The organism is Erwinia sp. MYb375, from assembly GCF_037479175.1.
In the GTDB taxonomy this organism is placed as follows: Bacteria; Pseudomonadota; Gammaproteobacteria; order Enterobacterales; family Enterobacteriaceae; genus Erwinia; species Erwinia rhapontici.
The window spans coordinates 394,786-412,762 of sequence record NZ_JBBGZS010000014.1 but is presented as its reverse complement, the minus strand read 5'-3'; the positions used below and the strand labels follow the sequence as shown (position 1 = coordinate 412,762).

Below are 17,977 nucleotides of genomic sequence, written 5' to 3'. Positions count from 1 at the left end.
ATGCGGTACTACTCAATGGAGGCGACCATGCCTGATAATAAAAAACGCAGCAGGACATCAAACAAGGCCATGACCCTGTTTGTCTGTTTCCTCGCAGCATTGGCAGGCCTGCTGTTCGGCCTGGATATCGGTGTAATTGCCGGCGCATTACCCTTCATCGCGAAAGACTTCAGCGTGACCCCTCACCAACAGGAGTGGATAGTCAGTTCAATGATGTTTGGCGCCGCAATCGGTGCCGTCGGCAGCGGCTGGATGTCATCCTACCTCGGGCGTAAAAAAAGCCTGATGATCGGGGCTGTGCTGTTCGTTATCGGTTCCCTGTGGTCAGCCTTCTCCCCTAACCCGGAAATGCTGATTGTTGCCCGCGTACTGCTGGGCCTGGCGGTAGGTGTCGCATCGTATACTGCTCCGCTTTATCTGTCCGAGATTGCACCGGAGAAGATCCGTGGCAGCATGATCTCGCTATACCAGCTGATGATTACCATCGGTATTCTCGGTGCTTATCTGTCGGATACTGCTTTCAGCTACTCCGGTGAGTGGCGCTGGATGCTCGGCGTGATCACTATCCCTGCCCTGCTGCTGCTGGTCGGTGTGTTCTTCCTGCCGAACAGCCCACGCTGGCTGGCGGCGAAAGGTGATTTCCGCAGCGCACAGCGGGTGCTGGATCGTCTGCGTGATACCAGCGAACAGGCTAAACGTGAACTGGATGAAATTCGTGAAAGTCTGAAGATCAAGCAGTCTGGCTGGTCGCTGTTCAAAGACAACAGCAACTTCCGCCGCGCGGTCTATCTGGGCGTGTTATTGCAGGTGATGCAGCAGTTCACCGGCATGAACGTCATCATGTACTACGCGCCAAAAATCTTCGAAATTGCTGGCTTCACCAATACCACCCAGCAGATGTGGGGAACGGTGATTGTCGGACTGATCAACGTGCTGGCCACCTTTATCGCTATTGGTCTGGTGGATCGCTGGGGCCGTAAGCCGACGCTAATCCTTGGCTTCATTGTGATGGCTGCCGGTATGGGCGTGCTGGGTACCATGCTGCACGTGGGGATTCACTCAGAAGGCGCGCAATACTTCGCTATTGCGATGCTGCTGATGTTTATCGTTGGTTTTGCGATGAGTGCCGGTCCGCTGATCTGGGTGCTGTGTTCAGAAATCCAGCCGCTGAAAGGGCGTGATTTCGGTATCACGGTGTCGACCGCGACCAACTGGATTGCCAACATGATTGTCGGAGCCACCTTCCTGACCATGCTGAACACCCTTGGTAACGCCAACACCTTCTGGGTGTACGGCGCGCTGAACCTGTTCTTTATTGTCCTGACACTGTGGCTGATCCCGGAAACGAAAAACGTTTCACTGGAGCACATCGAACGCAATCTGTTAGGCGGTAAAAAACTGCGCAATATCGGTCAGCGCGACTGAACAATCAGTGACACCAAAGACCCACGATAAAAACGGGCCAGCGATGATGCTGGCCCGGTTTCTTTTTATAGCGCCAGAAGATGCCAGCTACAGCTTGAATTGCCCGGTGGCGGACCGTATTCTTGCCTGCATGAAATCCCAGAGACTTCCCATCGCTTTGCAGCAGGCCGTGATGCGCCAGCTGCGTGAAAAATTGCAGCAGGCCAATGTGCGGCTGGAGCGCGACTATCCCGAACCGGCACTGGTTTATCAGCAGCGTGGAACCGCTGCCGGAACCGCCTGGCTACAGCACTGGGAAATCCGCCTGAATCCGGTCTTACTGCTGGAAAATCAGCAGGCGTTTATTGATGAAGTTGTCCCTCATGAGCTGGCGCACCTGCTGGTATGGAAACACTTCGGTCGCGTTGCCCCCCACGGTAAAGAGTGGAAATGGATGATGGAAAGCATCCTTGGTGTTCCCGCACGCCGTACCCATCAGTTCGAAGTGGAATCCGTCCGCAGCCGGGCCTTCCCCTATTTCTGCCGTTGCCAGCAACATCAGCTGACGGTTAGACGCCATAACCGGGTGTTACGCGGTGAAAGCGAATACCGCTGTCTGCACTGTGGTGACATCCTCAAGTCCGGTGACTTCCAGAACGCTTAAAATCCGCCTGATGTGACTGAAAATCAGGCAATTTAAGACGCTTATCTCTGCCACTTATTCGTAATATCCCGCATATCTGTTACTCTCCCTGCCCCTTTCATGGATTACAGATTTACTGGAATATGTCTCGCAAAATTTTAGCCTCTGTGGCCTTTGCTCTGCTGTTACCCGCCTTTTTTTCCCATGCCCTCAGCCTGGATAACTATCATCAGAACAGCTTCAACCAGGCGAAAGCTTATGCTGCGCAGATCAATGAGGCTGCGCCCGGCACTTTCTACTGCGGCTGTAAAATTCACTGGCAGGGGAAAAAAGGCGTGCCTGACCTCGCCTCATGCGGTTATCAGGTGCGTAAGAACGCCAACCGCGCCAGCCGTATTGAGTGGGAGCATGTGGTTCCGGCCTGGAGCTTTGGCCACCAGCGTCAGTGCTGGCAAAATGGCGGCCGTAAAAACTGTGCCAAAGATGAGGGCTACCGCCGCATGGAAACCGATCTGCACAACCTACAACCCTCTATCGGCGAAGTGAACGGCGATCGGGGTAACTTTATGTACAGTCAGTGGAACGGTGGGGAATCACAGTACGGTCAGTGCGCCATGAAGGTCGATTTTAAAAATAAGCTGGCTGAGCCGCCAGTGCGCGCCCGTGGCGCGATTGCCCGCACCTGGTTCTATATGCGTGACCAGTACCAGCTGCAAATGTCAAAACAGCAAACCCAGCTGATGACCGCATGGAATAAGCAGTACCCGGCCACTCAGTGGGAGTGCGAACGCGACCGCCGCATTGCGCGTGTGCAGGGGAATCATAACCCTTATGTACAGCAGGCTTGCCAGCGGTAAAATCACTGACCTACACTGCACAGCATCCGTGCATTCATTTTGACAGGATTTCCATGCGTATACCCCGCATTTACCACCCTGAATCATTAGAGACAGGAAGTGAAACCGCCCTCAGCGAAGAAGCGGCTAACCACGTTGGCCGCGTACTGCGTATGGTGCCAGGCCAGGCCCTGGAATTGTTCGATGGCACAAATCTGACTTTTGCCGCCGAGATTATTCAGGCAGATAAAAAAAATGTGCGTGTCAAAATCACCGCAACCCGCGCCGACAGCCGCGAGTCCCCCCTTCATCTGCATCTTGGGCAGGTGATGTCACGCGGTGAAAAGATGGAGTTTACGATACAGAAAGCCGTAGAACTGGGAGTAAATGTGATTACCCCCTTGTTTTCTGAACGCTGCGGCGTAAAGCTGGATGCAGATCGTCTGGCGAAAAAAATTCAGCAGTGGCAGAAAATCGCCATTGCCGCCTGCGAACAGTGTGGGCGAAACAGCGTACCGGAAGTCAGGCCAGCCATGGCACTTGACGCCTGGTGTGCAGAGCAGGATCACGGGTTAAGATTAAATCTCCATCCACGAGCTGAACACAGCATCAACACACTGCCGCTCCCGGTTGAGCGCGTGAGGTTGCTGATTGGCCCGGAAGGAGGACTCACGTCCGATGAAATCAGTATGACCGCACAGCATAATTTCACCGATATTTTGCTGGGGCCGCGCGTACTGCGTACCGAAACCACCGCCCTGACGGCGATTACCGCCCTGCAGGTGCGTTTTGGCGACCTGGGCTAAAACTAATAAACATACTTGAGCGTAATCGTCGCAGGCAGTTTGCAGGCTAGATAGCTCTGAGTGGAGAAGAAAGAATGATTAAGCTTGGCATCGTGATGGACCCGATCACTTCCATCAATATTAAAAAAGACACCAGCTTTGCCATGTTGCTGGAAGCACAGCGCCGTGGTTACGAAATTCACTACATGGAGATGAACGATCTCTATCTGCGTGGTGGCGAAGGCCGTGCCCGCACCCGCCTGCTGAGCGTAGAGCAGAACTATGACAAATGGTTCGAGTTCGGCAGCGAGCAGGATATTGCGTTGGCCGATCTTAACGTGGTGCTGATGCGCAAAGATCCTCCGTTCGATACCGAGTTTATTTACGCCACCTACATTCTTGAGCGTGCGGAAGAGAAAGGCACACTGATCGTTAACAAGCCGCAGAGCCTGCGTGACTGTAACGAAAAGCTGTTCACCGCCTGGTTTGCCGAACTGACCCCGGATACGCTGGTCACACGTAATGCCAGCCAGATCCGTGAATTCTGGCAGGAACACGGCGACATCATCCTTAAACCCCTGGATGGCATGGGCGGCGCGTCTATCTTCCGCGTCAAGAAAGAAGACCCGAACCTGTCAGTGATCATCGAAACCCTGACCAGCCACGGCGAGTTCTACTGCATGGCACAAAACTTTATTCCTGGCATCAAAGACGGGGATAAACGCGTGCTGGTGGTGGACGGTGAGCCGGTGCCTTACTGCCTGGCGCGTATTCCTAAATCCGGTGAAACCCGTGGCAACCTGGCCGCCGGTGGCCGTGGTGAAGCTCGCCCACTGACCGAAAGCGACTGGGAAATTGCCCGCCGCGTTGGCCCAATCCTGAAAGAGAAAGGGCTGATCTTTGTCGGCCTGGATATTATCGGTGACAAACTGACTGAAATTAATGTGACCAGCCCAACCTGCGTTCGTGAGATCGAAGCCGCATTCCCGATTTCTATCACCGGCATGCTGATGGATGCGATTGAAAAACGCCTGGCCTGATTGTTGCGGCAGGGCCGGACTGCCCTCCGCTCACCCATTAACGCCCGTGGCGAACCGCCCGGGCGTTAACCAGACTACAGAACACTTAAGTATGAATTTACAGCATCACTTTTTGATTGCCATGCCAACATTACAGGACCCGCTGTTCAAACGTTCAGTGGTCTATATCTGCGAACACAATGATGATGGTGCGATGGGGCTGATCGTGAATAAACCGATGGAAAATCTGACGGTTGACGGCATTCTCACCAAGCTAAAAATTTCACCAGAGCCACGTGAACCCGATGCAAGACTGGATAAACCGGTGTTTGCCGGGGGGCCGCTGGCAGAGGATCGCGGTTTTATTCTGCATTCTGCACAACGAACATTTGCCTCCAGCATTCGTGTGTCTGACAACACGGTGATCACTACATCCCGCGATGTACTGGAAACGTTAGGTACGCCGGATCAACCCGAACAGGTACTGGTTGCACTGGGCTATTGTGCGTGGGAAAAAGACCAGCTTGAAAGCGAACTGCTGGAAAATGCCTGGCTGACGACCTCCGCCAACAGCAATATCCTGTTCCATACCCCGATTGCCGAGCGCTGGCGCGAAGCAGCAAAAAGTATGGGTGTCGATATCCATAATATCGCCAGTGAAGCAGGACACGCCTGATGAGCAGTATGACCATGTTGTCCTTTGATTTTGGGACGAAAAGTATTGGCGTGGCGATTGGCCAGCAACTGACCGGCACAGCCCGCCCGTTAACAGCGCTGAAAGCCAATGATGGCGTACCGGACTGGAACAAAATTGAAGCGCTGCTGAAAGAGTGGCAGCCGGACCGCGTAGTGGTCGGGCTGCCGCTGAATATGGATGGCACCGAACAACCGCTGACCGTGCGGGCGCGCAAATTCGCCAATCGTCTGCATGGTCGCTTTGGCGTTCAGATTGAGCTGCACGATGAGCGTCTGAGCACTGTCGAAGCCCGTGCCGAACTGTTTGAGCGTGGGGGTTTTCGCGCCCTGAGCAAAGGCAGCGTCGATTCGCTTTCTGCGGTCATCATTCTGGAAAGCTGGTTCGAGAACCATTACACGTAAATGAGCCAGACGGGTCAGGCATATCAGCCCCCCTACGCAATCGCCCTCCCGCCGTAGGAGCGCGGCATGACCCGCCCGTTCCCGGCACAACATTAACTCAATACCCCCAATCTCTGCCGTTCCGCCAGGCTCTGCTCAAACGTCTGCATTCCCAGCTGGCTGCCCGTCTGCAACAGCGCCGGGAGCTGATGCGTTTTCCCCTCGCGGATCAGATTCGCCACCGCCGGGCTGTTAACCAGCACCTCGAACAACGCGACCCTGCCCGTTTTTGCCTGCACCAGACGCTGGGCAATCACCGCCTGTAAACTCCCTGCCAGCTGGCTACGCACCAGGTTCTTTTCATTGCCGGGAAACACATCCACCAGCCGCTCCACTGCCTGCGCTGCCCCGCGCGTATGCAGCGTTGCCAGCACCAGATGCCCGGTTTCCGCAGCAGTCAGTGCCAGTTGGATGGTTTCTGCATCACGCAGTTCGCCCAGCAGGATCACATCCGGGTCTTCACGCAGTGCCGCACGCAGTCCCGAGTCAAAACCGTTGAAGTGCAGGCCCTTCTCACGCTGCTGGATCAGCGACTGTGCGCTGCTATGCAGATATTCCACCGGGTCTTCCAGCGTCAGGATATGCCGCTGCTGATGCTGATTAATTTCGCCAATCAGCGCCGCCAGTGTAGTGGACTTGCCGCTGCCGGTGGCACCTGTAATCAGGATTAACCCCTCTTTGTGGTGCAGCAACGCTCGTGTCACCTCCGGCAGGTGCAACGCGTCCATTCCCGGGCAGTGACGGGCAATAAGACGCAACGCCAGCGACAGCCCGTGACGCTGGCGGAAAAGATTGCCCCTCAGGCGCACACCCCCTGCCATCGTCAGGGCAAAGTCCACCTGCCCCTGCTGTGCCAGTTCCTGCTGCTGGGACGCTGTCAGCCACTGCTGTGCCACGCTTTCCAGCCAGGCATTTTGCACCTCAGGCTCGCCGTCAATCGCTGTCAGACGGCCATCACAGCGCCAGAATGGAGAATGACCACTGCAAAGGTGCAGATCCCCGGCATTATGCTTTACACTAAGGGCCACAATTTCCTCAATATCCATATTTCATCCCTGACTATGACTTCGATTGAGCACAACTTACAGCAAGTCCACCAGCGGATCTCAGCGGCGGCAGCACAATGCGGGCGTGATCCACAAGAGATTGAGCTGCTTGCAGTGAGCAAAACCAAACCTGCGAGCGCGGTCGAAGAAGCGGTGGCGGCCGGGCAGCGTAGCTTTGGCGAAAACTATGTGCAGGAAGGCGTGGATAAAATCCAGCTACTGGCAAATTCTGCCCTGACCTGGCACTTTATCGGCCCGCTGCAATCTAACAAAAGCCGTCTGGTCGCGGAGCATTTTGACTGGTGCCATACCGTTGACCGTTTGCGCATTGCCAGCCGTCTCAACGAGCAGCGCCCTGACGATTTGCCTCCGCTTAACGTCCTGATTCAAATCAATATCAGCGATGAGCAGAGCAAATCCGGTATCAGGCTGGCTGACCTGCCCGCGCTGGCACAGCAGATTGCCGATCTGCCGCGCCTCACACTGCGCGGATTGATGGCAATCCCGGCACCCGAAGCCGACTACACGCGCCAGTTGGCGGTATGTCAGCAGATGGCTGAGGCGTTTCAACAGCTGCAACAAGATTATCCCGGCGTGGATACCCTCTCGCTGGGAATGAGTGACGATATGGACGCCGCAATCGCGGCAGGCAGTACCATGGTGCGTATCGGCACCGCAATTTTCGGCGCGCGCGACTACGGTCATGCCGCCGTTCATCACAACAACTGAGGAACCTCATGCTAGCGTTGATCTTTCTGGTCACAACGGTGATTGCGATTTACATCAAAGTGTTGTTACTGCGCGTCTGGATGCAGTGGGCACGGTGTGACTTCTACAACCCATTCTCACAGTTTGTGGTGAAAATCACCCAACCGATCGTTAAACCTGTACGCCGCATAATCCCGTCCATCGGGCCGCTTGATACGGCTTCACTGCTGCTGGCTTATATCGTCAGCGTGCTGCTGGGACCGGTGACGTTGCGCCTGTTCGTGCCGGATCCGATTTTCCTCTACCTGGGTCTGGTGATCCTGGTGAAGGCGGCGGGTGTGCTGGTCTTCTGGGTCATTATCGTGCGTTCACTGATGAGCTGGGTCAGCCAGGGGCGTAACCCGGTTGATTACGTGCTGATTCAGTTAACAGAGCCGCTGATGGCACCTGTGCGCCGTATTATTCCGGCGATGGGCGGTATCGACTTCTCGGCAATGGCGGTGATTCTGATTCTGTATATGCTGAATTTCCTGGGCTTAGAATACATCCCCGGCTGGGCCCAGTTTTAGCTGTCGTCTTTTACCCTACAGATGCGTTGGCTGCCCTTGTGAACCCCGGTCACTTACTACAGTAAGCTCCCGGGGATTCACTCAGTTGCCGCCTTCCTGTAGGGCAAAATTCTCGGTTAAAACGTTATAAATTAATAATATTCTTGGATCTACTATGCAAAAAGTTGTACTCGCCACCGGCAATCCCGGAAAGGTTCGTGAGCTGGCTGACCTGTTAGCCGCGTTTGGGCTGGATATCGTGGCGCAAACGGAACTGGGCGTGGAGTCTGCCGAAGAGACCGGGCTGACCTTTATTGAAAATGCCATTCTTAAGGCGCGCCATGCGGCGGCCATTACCGGGCTCCCGGCCATTGCCGATGACTCCGGGCTGGCTGTCGATGCTCTGGGTGGCGCTCCGGGGATTTACTCAGCGCGCTATGCCGGGCTTGATGCCAGCGACCAGCAGAATCTGGAAAAGCTGCTGACGGCACTGGAATCGGTGCCGGACGGGAAACGTCAGGCGCAGTTTCACTGCGTGCTGGTCTATCTGCGCCATGCTGAAGATCCGACACCGCTGGTGTTTCACGGCAGCTGGGCCGGGGAAATTACCCGCAGCGCGGCAGGCGTAGGGGGCTTCGGCTATGATCCGATCTTCTTCGTCCCTGCGCTGGGTAAAACCGCAGCAGAACTGAGCAAGGCAGAAAAACTCGCGGTGTCACATCGTGGGCAGGCCTTAGAGCTGTTGTTGAGCGCCATGAAACATGGTTAATCTGCCCCCGTTAAGCCTGTACATCCATATTCCCTGGTGTGTACAGAAGTGTCCGTACTGCGATTTCAATTCCCACGCGTTAAAAGGTGAGGTGCCGCACGAAGAGTACGTGCAGCATCTGCTGAACGATCTGGATATTGACCTGCCGCTGACTTCCGGGCGCGAAGTCAGCACCATTTTTATCGGTGGTGGTACGCCAAGCCTGTTAAGCAGCGAAGCGATGCAGATGCTGCTGGACGGCGTTCGTGCCCGCCTGCCGCTGTCACCCACGGCTGAGATCACCATGGAAGCCAATCCGGGGGCGGTCGAAGCAGAGCGTTTCAGCGGCTATCAGCGCGCCGGTATCAACCGTATCTCCATTGGCGTGCAGAGTTTCAGTGCGGCCAAACTGGCGCGTTTGGGGCGCATTCACGGGCCTGAGGAAGCGAAGCGGGCAGCGCAGCTGGCTGAGAACCTCGGGCTGCGCAGCTTTAACCTCGATCTGATGCACGGTCTGCCGGATCAGTCGCTGGAAGAGGCGCTGGACGATTTGCGCCAGGCGATTGCCCTCAATCCGCCGCACCTGTCCTGGTATCAGCTCACCATTGAGCCAAACACGCTGTTTGCCTCACGGCCGCCGCGACTGCCAGATGAAGATGACCTGTGGGATATTTTCGAGCAAGGTGATGCGTTGCTGACAGCGGCGGGTTATCAGCAGTATGAGACTTCAGCTTACGCCAAACCCGGCTACCGCTGTGAGCACAACCTCAATTACTGGCGCTTTGGTGATTACCTCGGTATTGGCTGCGGTGCTCACGGTAAACTGACTCAGCCAGACGGTACCATTATCCGCACCGCTAAAACCAAGCATCCGCGCGGTTTTATGACGGGAAAATATCTCGATAAGCGCCACAATGTAGCCGACGCCGAGAAGCCGTTCGAATTCTTTATGAACCGTTTTCGCCTGCTGGAAGCCGCACCGCGTGAGGAATATACGCGCTATACCGGATTGCCGGAAAGCACCATTCGCGCGCAGATCGACGAAGCCCTCGCCAAAGGGTATCTAACGGAAACGGCTGAAGAGTGGCAGATTACGGAGAAGGGAAAACTGTTCCTGAATTCGCTGCTGGAGCTGTTTTTAGCGGAGTAATGCGGTTCGGGTCAGGCATGCCTGACCCCTACGAAATAACGCGAATGCCTCGCCCGGACGAAATAACGCGAATGCCCCGCCCGGACGAAATAACGCGTATCCCCGTAGGGGCGAGGCATGCCTCGCCCGGCATAAACGCTTACTTCAACCCGGCAATCAACGCCTTGCGTTGGCCTTCAAGGCTGGTCACACGATTACAGACTTCATGACCGAAATTCTGGAAATCCTGCTCCTGATTGCTCCATTCGGCCTGAATCGCCTGCTGTAAACCACCAAGATTACCCATAATCGCCTGCAACGGGTTATCGCCGTTTCCTGCCTGCTTGCTGCCCATCTCGTTCAGACTGTCCTGCACCACCCCACCCATCGCGTTTTGTACCAGACGCTCGCCATCCTGACGCACCTGCTCAACCGCCTTATGATGGAAGGTTAAACCGTCGCTACGCTTCTCGATAATACGGTTCATCTGCTGCTTAAGCTGCCCGTCCAGCGTGGTCAGACGCTGACGCACATTACTGTTCTGCCCCAGTTTCTGAACAATGACGCGGTCCAGCGCAATGCGCCCTTTTTCCAGGCGCTGTTTAGCCCCGCTATCAATCCACGGCAGATCACGGCGCAGCGCAGTCTGATAATCGATAGCTTTCTGGCGTGTGGCATCATCAATATTCGCCACTTTGCCATTACGCTGTACATCACCCACAGGGGAAATGCTCAGATTCCCGCTTGCGCCAACGACCTCGACCTGATTCGGGCTGATAATGATATCGTCCTGAGGATTAACGCTGCATTGGTAATCCGCCTGTGCCTGGCCGGCGGCCAGTAGCAGCAATGCACCACTCAAAAGCGCTTTACGCATAAATCGTCTCCTTGATATGAAAAAGGGGCAACCACAAACATGGCCGCCCCCCTTATGTGGTCATCCCGGAGGGCCGATCGAAAAAAATGATCGGCCTCTACAGCGAGATTACCCCACTTTCGTAGGGTCTGACCTTCTGTTGCGGTCAGACCGTCAATCCCACCAAACGTCGAAAAGTTCGGTCACTTTCACATCGTTCAGCTTACGCGCTTCCAGCCAGTTTTTAACCAGCTCACGATGCTCATCGGTGCATTTACCGATTTTCTGCAGGCAGATGAGACCTTCCCATTGCAGATAACCGCTGCCATCGAAGGCAAGGCCGTTAGCGTCGATCACTTCGTTGATCAGCGCATCAACAGTGCTGTCGATAGTCTCTTCGCTGGTGCCTTCCGGGAAGGTAAAGCCCACGGAGAAGCCTAACTCCTGAAACTCATCAATGTGCATTTTCTTACGAAGACGACGACTGCGTTGTGTAGCCATTATTTAACCCTCTCAAACATCAGATCCCATACACCGTGGCCAAGACGCTGACCACGCTGCTCAAATTTCGTTAACGGCCGCGATTCCGGGCGCGGCACCCAGTTACCTTCTTGCGACTGGTTTTTATAACCGTCAATACTGCTCATCACTTCCAGCATATGCTCTGCATAGGCTTCCCAGTCGGTCGCCATATGAAACACGCCACCCAGCTTCAGCTTACGCAACACCAGTTCGGCAAACGGCACCTGAACGATGCGGCGTTTGTTGTGGCGCGCCTTGTGCCACGGGTCCGGGAAGAACAGCTGCACCATACCCAGAGAGTTATCCGGGATCATCAGATTCAGCACTTCAACCGCATCATGACACATTACCCGCAGATTGCTGACGCCCGCCTCTTCCGCCGTCGCCAGGCAGGCACCCACGCCCGGTGAATGCACTTCAATACCCAGGAAGTTCTGATGCGGATTGCTGGCAGCCATCGCCACCAGCGAAGCGCCCATACCGAAGCCAATCTCCAGCACCAGCGGCGCGTCACGGCCAAACAGAGCGGTTAAATCGACCGGTTCTGGCTGATACTCAACGCCCATTACCGGCCACAGTGTCTCCAGCGCCTGCTGCTGACCTTTGGTCAGACGGCCCTGGCGACGTACAAAGCTGCGGATCCGGCGCATAGCGCGGCCATTTTCGTCAAATTCCGGTGAGATAACATCGTTTTTCATGATTCTGCCTGCGGCTGTGCACTGTAGAAAGCGGGCATTATGCCTTCAGGAAGTGAAAACATAAAGGCCGCCTGTTGCAGGGACGCCTGCTTAACTGGTTTGCAGTATAGACCCAAAATAATTCGAGTCCCCTCAGGGGGCCTACTTTTGGTGCAGGAAGGCGGCAATGAAGTATGAAGGGTATCGCTGCCAAAAAATACGCTGACAGCATAGCGTCTTGCAGCAGTTCATCAAATGCAGTGATTATCCGGTTTACAGCCCTTAATCTCTGTGCTGGAATCCCTGCCTGGTTTTCAGATTGGCAGAACGGGGATTCACAACATGCAGGCAGCGCAGTTTTCACATCAGGTACTGGAGTGGTATCAGCGCTATGGGCGTAAAACCCTGCCGTGGCAGCTGGAAAAAACACCGTATAAGGTCTGGCTCTCTGAAGTGATGCTGCAACAGACGCAGGTCGCGACCGTTATCCCCTATTTCGAACGATTTATGGCACGTTTCCCTACCGTCAGCGACCTCGCAGCCGCCCCGCTTGATGAAGTGCTGCACCTGTGGACCGGCCTCGGTTATTACGCGCGCGCGCGTAATCTGCATAAAGCAGCGAAAACCGTGGTGGAAAAGCATGACGGTGTTTTTCCGCATACCATAGAAGAGGTTGAAGCCCTGCCCGGCATCGGGCGTTCCACTGCTGGCGCGGTTCTCTCCCTGGCGCTGGGCAAGCACTTCCCGATTCTGGATGGCAACGTCAAACGCGTGCTGGCCCGCTGCTATGCGGTAGGTGGGTGGCCGGGTAAGAAAGAGGTGGAAAAGCGCCTGTGGCAAATCAGTGAAGATGTCACCCCTGCGGAGGGCGTCAGCCAGTTTAACCAGGCGATGATGGACCTCGGCGCGATGGTGTGTACCCGCTCGAAACCTAAATGCGAAATTTGCCCGCTTAATCTCGGCTGTATTGCTTACGCAAATAATAGCTGGGCGCAGTACCCGGGGAAAAAACCGAAGCAGACCATTCCGGAACGCACCGGCTTCTTATTACTGATGCAGCAAGGGCAGGATGTCTGGCTGGAACAGCGTCCATCGGTGGGATTGTGGGGCGGGCTGTTCTGTTTTCCCCAGTACGGCACTGAGACAGAACTGCGCCAGGCACTGCGGCTGCGTGGGGTGGACGACAGCAAACTGCAGCAGATGATCGCCTTCCGCCACACCTTCAGCCATTTCCACCTGGATATTGTGCCAATGTGGCTTGAGCTGCCTTCTGCCCGTGCGGCAATGGATGATGTGCCGGGTCTCTGGTATAACTTAGCGCAGCCGCCCGCCGTGGGGCTGGCCGCGCCGGTAGAGCGCCTGCTACAGCAGTTACGCCAGCCACAACAGATGGCGTTGAATGCTCGCGTAACAGAAGAGGAAGAGTAATGAGCCGAACCATTTTTTGTACGTTCCTGCAACGTGATGCCGAAGGGCAGGATTTCCAGCTATACCCTGGGGATACAGGCAAACGCATTTATAACGAGATTTCAAAAGAAGCCTGGTCAAAATGGATGGCGAAACAGACCATGCTGATCAACGAAAAGAAACTCAGTATGATGAACCCTGATGACCGTAAGCTACTGGAACAAGAGATGATTAAATTCCTGTTCGAGGGCCACGAGGTTCATATCGAAGGTTATACCCCGCCGGAAGAATAAGTCGTTGGGCCTCACTGATGAGGCCCTCTCAAATTGTGGGCGATGCACGAGAAAATGAAGAAAAAACTGATAAGTTTGCTGATTATTGCGCCGTTGCTGGTTTCCTGCTCAGGCAAGAAGCAAAACGCCTCTCATGAAGAGTGGATTAAAGACACCAACGGTTTTGATATTTTGATGGGACAGTTTGCCCACAACATCGAAAATATCTGGGGAATGAATGAAGTCCTGATCGCCGGTCCAAAAGACTATGTGAAGTACAGCGATCAATACTACACCCGTAGCCACATTAACTTTGATGCCGGTAGCATCACTATCGAGACCATCGCAGGAACCGATCCGACGGCCAGTCTGCGTCAGGCGATTATCACCACCCTGCTGATCGGGGAAGATCCGGGTAATGTCGATCTCTATTCCGACGCCAAAGATATTCAGATCAGTAAAGAGCCGCTGCTGTATGGCCAGGTGCTGGATAATACCGGCCAGCCGATCCGCTGGCAGGGGCGCGCCGCCAGCTTTGCTGACTATCTGATCCAGAATAAGTTGCAACGGCGTAATTCCGGTCTGCATGTGATCTGGTCGGTCACCATTCCGATGGTGCCAAACCACCTCGACAAACGTGCACATAAATATCTGCCGATGGTACGCAAAGCCGCCGAACGCTATGGCGTCGATCAGTCGCTGATCCTGGCGATCATGCAGATTGAATCCAGCTTCAACCCTTATGCGGTCAGCCATGCGGATGCACTGGGCCTGATGCAGGTGGTGCAGCATACCGCCGGGGTGGATGTGTTCCGGATGAAAGGGAAATGGGGTAAACCAAGCCGCAGCTACCTGCTCGACCCGGAAAACAATATCGACGCGGGCACCGCCTATCTGTCTCTGTTACAGGGCAACTACCTGGCCGGTATCAATAACACCACCTCGCGCCGCTATGCGGTGATCACCGCCTATAACGGCGGTGCAGGAAGCGTACTGCGGGTGTTCTCCAGCGATAAAGACCGTGCCTTCAGCGCGATTAACAACCTGTCGCCTGCTGAGGTCTACCAGAAGCTGACCACCAGCCACCCGTCGGCAGAATCACGTCGTTACCTGTCTAAGGTTAACAACGCGCAGAAGGGCTACCACCGCTACTAATGAATGGGCCAGGGGCGACCAGCAATAAAGGCCGCCCCTGACTCATCTCAACATTTCTTCATTTGCGCGCTTAATGCCGCGACAATATAGCTGTTCAGCGAGAGCTGATGTTCAGCGGCGGCCTGTGCCAGTTGTTCCCCAAAAGACTCTGGATAGCGCAATGTGAAGGTTTTCACTTTCTCCTCATGCTCATAGGGATCGATGCCACTCTCATGGCAGTCCGCCAGATAATCTCGCAGGGAGATTTCACCTTCGCACTTTAAGCCTGTAATACTGTCAGCGACAAAATCACAGTAACCCGATAACCCAAGAAACTTACCGCGAAACGCGTCCAGTTCAGCAACAAAATTAACTGCGGCAGGCTGGCCGCCAATCACCATCACGTTAGGTATAGCCATCACTTTATTCATGGTTCAACTCCTGTCTCTTCCAGCCACTCCTTCACTGCCACTACCGCCCCTTTATCTGTCTCCGGTGACGGATGTGGGCGGTGAAAACGTGCCAGTGAGCCATTAAGCAGAAACCTGACACGGGATCCTTGTGCTTCAAGGACTTCACCTCCAAGAGCAATGATCAAGGTTTCTATCCGTTGCCACTTCAAATCCGTGGGTACCGGACGGGTGAAAATTTGCCGCAACGTATCCCGATGTCGTTTTCTTAATGCCGCTATTCTATTCCTCATTGCATCATCCTTGAAGTCATTTTTTGAAGTCAAAATACACTTCAATGACGTTGGCGCAATGTCAGATGCCTGGATTTGCGCAGCGCTACGCATAAAAAAGGCGCAGTAAGCTGCGCCTTGGGGACCTCGGGTGTGGTATTACCGACTGATATTCTTGAACTTACGTGTGGTTTCGGTGAGTGCCACTTCGGTTGGCAGGCGCTCCATTGAGCTGGCGCCATAGAAACCATCACACTGCGGGCAATTATCCATAATGTACTGCGCATCTTCCGGGCTGGAGATCGGCCCGCCATGACACAGCACGATCACGTCCTCGCGTACCGCTTTCGCGGCTTCGGCCCAGGCATTCACCAGCGGCACGCAGTCCTTCAACTGCAACGCCGTCGAGGCACCGATATTTCCCCCGGTGGTCAGCCCCATATGCGGCACAATAATATCCGCACCCGCGGCGGTCATCGCCACCGCATCGGCTGCGCTAAACACGTAAGGGGTGGTCAGCATCTCTTTCTGATGGGCCAGGGCGATCATCTCTACTTCCAGGCCATAGCCCATGCCGGTCTCTTCCAGGTTGGCACGGAAGTTACCGTCAATCAGCCCGACGGTCGGGAAGTTCTGTACACCGGAAAAGCCGAGGGCTTTCAGATCATCGAGGAATTTATCGAAATTACAGAAAGGATCGGTGCCATTTACGCCCGCCAGCACCGGGGTATGTTTCACCACTGGCAGCACCTCTTTGGCCATATCAACCACGATCTCATTGGCATTGCCGTAGGCCAGCAACCCGGCGAGTGAGCCGCGTCCGGCCATCCGGTAGCGCCCGGAGTTATAGATCACGATCAGATCGATCCCCCCGGCTTCTTCGCATTTTGCTGACAGCCCGGTGCCCGCACCGCCGCCGATAATCGGTTCACGGCGGGCAATCATCTCTCTGAATTTGGTCAGCAACTGCCGACGGGTAAAAGCAGGCATGGTTATCTTCCTTTCGACGCCAGTTGGCGAAATTGAGCAACGGCTTCAGCGGCGAACTGCCGATCGTTAATGTTCCAGGGCAGACGAATAATCTGGCGCTGTGCGGTCTGTATGCAGCTTGCCTCCAGCGTGGAGATAAACGCCTGGTTGGCCTCGGGCGACCAGAATGGCTGGCCTGGCGCATCCAGCGCAGAAAAGCCCCCTTCAGGGATCAGAAAACGCACTTCCCCTTCGCAGCGGTTCAGTTTTTCAGCTATCCAGCGTGCCATCTCAACATTCTCCTCCACGGTGGTACGCATCAGCGTCACCTGGGCATTGTGATGGTAGAACAGGCGTGAGGCGTATTTCTGCGGCACGCTGGCAGGATGACCAAAGTTCACCATATCCAGCGCCCCGCAGGAGAGCACGCAAGGCAGTTGAGTGTGGGCCAGCGCATCGAAGCGATCTTCACCGCAGGCCAGCACACCGTCAAACAGCAAATCACAGACTTCAGTGGTTGTCAGGTCAAGCATCCCGGCCAGCATATTGCTGTCTGCCAGCTTCTCCATCGCTTTACCCCCGCTGCCGGTGGCATGGAACACCAGGCAGTCATAATCGGCTTCCAGCGCGGCACAGGCGGCCTCTATGCACGGCGTGGTGACGCCAAACATCGTCAGGCCGATGGCAGGTTTATCATTTTCATCCGGAGGAAGTGGGAAGCGGACTGCGCCGGCAATCTGGTGGGCGGCATTCCCCAGCACGCGGCGCGAAATCCGGTTCAGCCCGGCGACATCGGTCACCGAATAGAGCATGGCAATATCGCTGGCGCCGACATAGCCCGACACATCGCCAGAGGCCATCGTGGAAACCATCAGTTTGGGTATGCCCACGGGCAGCGCCTGCATCGCTGGCGTGATCAGTGCCGTACCGCCTGAGCCACCCAGCCCAATGATCCCCGCAACATCATCGCGCTGGCTAAGGAAAATCTCAAAAGCTTGTGCCATGGCGTTAATCGCCTTACCGCGGTCGCCACAGAAGACAACATCGCGTCCCTGGGGGTGATAATCTGCCACCATGGCGGCCGGGATATCCCCTTCGAAAGCGCGGGTAAGTGGTTGAGTAGACAGGTCAACTGTCACCACTGGCACGCCGACCTGAGCAATCAAATCGTGCACATAAAACAGTTCCCTTCCTTTAGTATCCGCTGTAGCAACAACGTAGATAGATCCAGTATCATTTTTCATGAGCGTTACGATAACCTGTTATTTATATCAATAAAGAGTTGATATTCTTGATGTAAAAACGTAAATAGCTTTGAATCTTTGAAGAGGTTAAGTATGGAAAACTCACAGTAGCACCATCAAGATTGATAAATCAATTGAATGAAATATGAGTCCCGTCGAGTTTTGACTACGCTTATAACAGCGGGGAATGGCGCAGGCCGAACCCCGTTGT

General features: G+C 54.9%; 22 protein-coding genes. 14 read left to right on the top strand and 8 right to left on the bottom strand.

Annotated elements, in window-relative coordinates; all coding sequences use genetic code 11:
• The first annotated feature begins 27 nt into the window (after positions 1–27).
• The 7 genes from WH279_RS08470 (at position 28) to ruvX (ending at position 5,785) form a co-directional block, all read left to right on the top strand.
• The gene (locus tag WH279_RS08470; protein WP_133846165.1) at positions 28–1,425 is read left to right on the top strand and encodes a sugar porter family MFS transporter; all 1,398 of its coding nucleotides are present in this window, start codon (positions 28–30) and stop codon (positions 1,423–1,425) included.
• Between the two features lie 130 nt (positions 1,426–1,555).
• Complete coding sequence (locus tag WH279_RS08465; RefSeq protein WP_339456256.1) at positions 1,556–2,068, top strand: SprT family zinc-dependent metalloprotease; 513 nt, start codon at positions 1,556–1,558, stop codon at positions 2,066–2,068.
• Positions 2,069–2,190: 122 nt separating this feature from the next.
• On the top strand, positions 2,191–2,904 hold the full coding sequence (gene endA / locus WH279_RS08460) for a deoxyribonuclease I (protein ID WP_339455813.1): 714 nt from the start codon (positions 2,191–2,193) through the stop codon (positions 2,902–2,904).
• Between the two features lie 53 nt (positions 2,905–2,957).
• Entirely contained in the window at positions 2,958–3,689 is a 732-nt protein-coding gene (rsmE, locus tag WH279_RS08455; protein WP_339455811.1) for a 16S rRNA (uracil(1498)-N(3))-methyltransferase, read from the top strand.
• A 74-nt stretch (positions 3,690–3,763) separates the two neighbouring features.
• Positions 3,764–4,708 (top strand): glutathione synthase, encoded by a 945-nt coding sequence (gene gshB, locus WH279_RS08450; RefSeq protein WP_339455810.1) that lies wholly within the window; start codon positions 3,764–3,766, stop codon positions 4,706–4,708.
• Between the two features lie 91 nt (positions 4,709–4,799).
• Positions 4,800–5,363: a YqgE/AlgH family protein gene (locus WH279_RS08445; RefSeq protein WP_339455809.1), complete on the top strand. Its 564-nt coding sequence runs from the start codon at positions 4,800–4,802 to the stop codon at positions 5,361–5,363.
• Positions 5,363–5,785 carry a Holliday junction resolvase RuvX gene (ruvX, locus tag WH279_RS08440; protein ID WP_191933856.1) on the top strand — a complete coding sequence of 141 codons (423 nt, stop codon included), beginning with the start codon at positions 5,363–5,365 and terminating at the stop codon, positions 5,783–5,785. The genes WH279_RS08445 and ruvX overlap by 1 nt, the downstream gene beginning before the upstream one ends.
• 92 nt (positions 5,786–5,877) lie before the next feature.
• On the opposite strand, the gene WH279_RS08435 is transcribed toward ruvX, so the two are convergent.
• Positions 5,878–6,870 carry a type IV pilus twitching motility protein PilT gene (locus tag WH279_RS08435; RefSeq protein WP_200641258.1) on the bottom strand — a complete coding sequence of 331 codons (993 nt, stop codon included), beginning with the start codon at positions 6,868–6,870 and terminating at the stop codon, positions 5,878–5,880.
• Between the two features lie 15 nt (positions 6,871–6,885).
• On the opposite strand from WH279_RS08435, the gene WH279_RS08430 reads away from it, so the two are divergent.
• From WH279_RS08430 to hemW, 4 genes are all read left to right on the top strand, one after another.
• Positions 6,886–7,599: a YggS family pyridoxal phosphate-dependent enzyme gene (locus tag WH279_RS08430; RefSeq protein WP_200641599.1), complete on the top strand. Its 714-nt coding sequence runs from the start codon at positions 6,886–6,888 to the stop codon at positions 7,597–7,599.
• A gap of 8 nt (positions 7,600–7,607) precedes the next feature.
• Entirely contained in the window at positions 7,608–8,147 is a 540-nt protein-coding gene (locus tag WH279_RS08425) for a YggT family protein (RefSeq protein ID WP_133846158.1), read from the top strand.
• A gap of 154 nt (positions 8,148–8,301) precedes the next feature.
• Positions 8,302–8,895, top strand: a complete 594-nt coding sequence (rdgB, locus tag WH279_RS08420) for an RdgB/HAM1 family non-canonical purine NTP pyrophosphatase (RefSeq protein ID WP_171148825.1) — start codon at positions 8,302–8,304, stop codon at positions 8,893–8,895.
• On the top strand, positions 8,888–10,024 hold the full coding sequence (gene hemW / locus WH279_RS08415) for a radical SAM family heme chaperone HemW (protein WP_339455800.1): 1,137 nt from the start codon (positions 8,888–8,890) through the stop codon (positions 10,022–10,024). Before rdgB ends, hemW begins: the two co-directional genes overlap by 8 nt.
• A 139-nt stretch (positions 10,025–10,163) precedes the next feature.
• Here the strand turns inward: hemW and WH279_RS08410 are convergent, their stop codons facing one another.
• The 3 genes from WH279_RS08410 to trmB all read right to left on the bottom strand — a co-directional run bounded on the left by WH279_RS08410 (position 10,164) and on the right by trmB (position 12,079).
• On the bottom strand, positions 10,164–10,880 hold the full coding sequence (locus tag WH279_RS08410) for a YggN family protein (protein WP_200641256.1): 717 nt from the start codon (positions 10,878–10,880) through the stop codon (positions 10,164–10,166).
• A 153-nt stretch (positions 10,881–11,033) separates the two neighbouring features.
• Positions 11,034–11,360: a YggL family protein gene (locus tag WH279_RS08405; RefSeq protein WP_133846154.1), complete on the bottom strand. Its 327-nt coding sequence runs from the start codon at positions 11,358–11,360 to the stop codon at positions 11,034–11,036.
• The gene (gene trmB / locus WH279_RS08400; protein WP_133846153.1) at positions 11,360–12,079 is read right to left on the bottom strand and encodes a tRNA (guanosine(46)-N7)-methyltransferase TrmB; all 720 of its coding nucleotides are present in this window, start codon (positions 12,077–12,079) and stop codon (positions 11,360–11,362) included. Before trmB ends, WH279_RS08405 begins: the two co-directional genes overlap by 1 nt.
• Before the next feature lie 321 nt (positions 12,080–12,400).
• Here trmB and mutY point away from each other — a divergent pair, with 321 nt between their 5' ends.
• Genes mutY through mltC form a run of 3 tightly spaced genes read left to right on the top strand, consistent with a single transcriptional unit; the run spans position 12,401 to position 14,892 of the window.
• On the top strand, positions 12,401–13,486 hold the full coding sequence (mutY, locus tag WH279_RS08395) for an A/G-specific adenine glycosylase (RefSeq protein WP_339455797.1): 1,086 nt from the start codon (positions 12,401–12,403) through the stop codon (positions 13,484–13,486).
• Positions 13,486–13,758 (top strand): oxidative damage protection protein, encoded by a 273-nt coding sequence (locus WH279_RS08390; protein ID WP_133846151.1) that lies wholly within the window; start codon positions 13,486–13,488, stop codon positions 13,756–13,758. The genes mutY and WH279_RS08390 overlap by 1 nt, the downstream gene beginning before the upstream one ends.
• 54 nt (positions 13,759–13,812) lie before the next feature.
• Positions 13,813–14,892 (top strand): membrane-bound lytic murein transglycosylase MltC, encoded by a 1,080-nt coding sequence (mltC, locus tag WH279_RS08385; RefSeq protein ID WP_339455796.1) that lies wholly within the window; start codon positions 13,813–13,815, stop codon positions 14,890–14,892.
• A 47-nt stretch (positions 14,893–14,939) separates the two neighbouring features.
• Here mltC and WH279_RS08380 read toward each other — a convergent pair whose 3' ends face one another.
• The 4 genes from WH279_RS08380 to WH279_RS08365 form a co-directional block, all read right to left on the bottom strand.
• Positions 14,940–15,302, bottom strand: coding sequence for a type II toxin-antitoxin system HicB family antitoxin (locus WH279_RS08380; RefSeq protein ID WP_339455794.1), 363 nt, complete (start codon positions 15,300–15,302; stop codon positions 14,940–14,942).
• Positions 15,299–15,574 (bottom strand): type II toxin-antitoxin system HicA family toxin, encoded by a 276-nt coding sequence (locus tag WH279_RS08375; protein WP_339455792.1) that lies wholly within the window; start codon positions 15,572–15,574, stop codon positions 15,299–15,301. Before WH279_RS08375 ends, WH279_RS08380 begins: the two co-directional genes overlap by 4 nt.
• A 138-nt stretch (positions 15,575–15,712) precedes the next feature.
• On the bottom strand, positions 15,713–16,543 hold the full coding sequence (locus tag WH279_RS08370) for a phosphoenolpyruvate hydrolase family protein (protein ID WP_339455790.1): 831 nt from the start codon (positions 16,541–16,543) through the stop codon (positions 15,713–15,715).
• Positions 16,544–16,545: 2 nt separating this feature from the next.
• Entirely contained in the window at positions 16,546–17,766 is a 1,221-nt protein-coding gene (locus WH279_RS08365) for a Tm-1-like ATP-binding domain-containing protein (RefSeq protein ID WP_339455788.1), read from the bottom strand.
• Positions 17,767–17,977 lie beyond the last annotated feature (211 nt).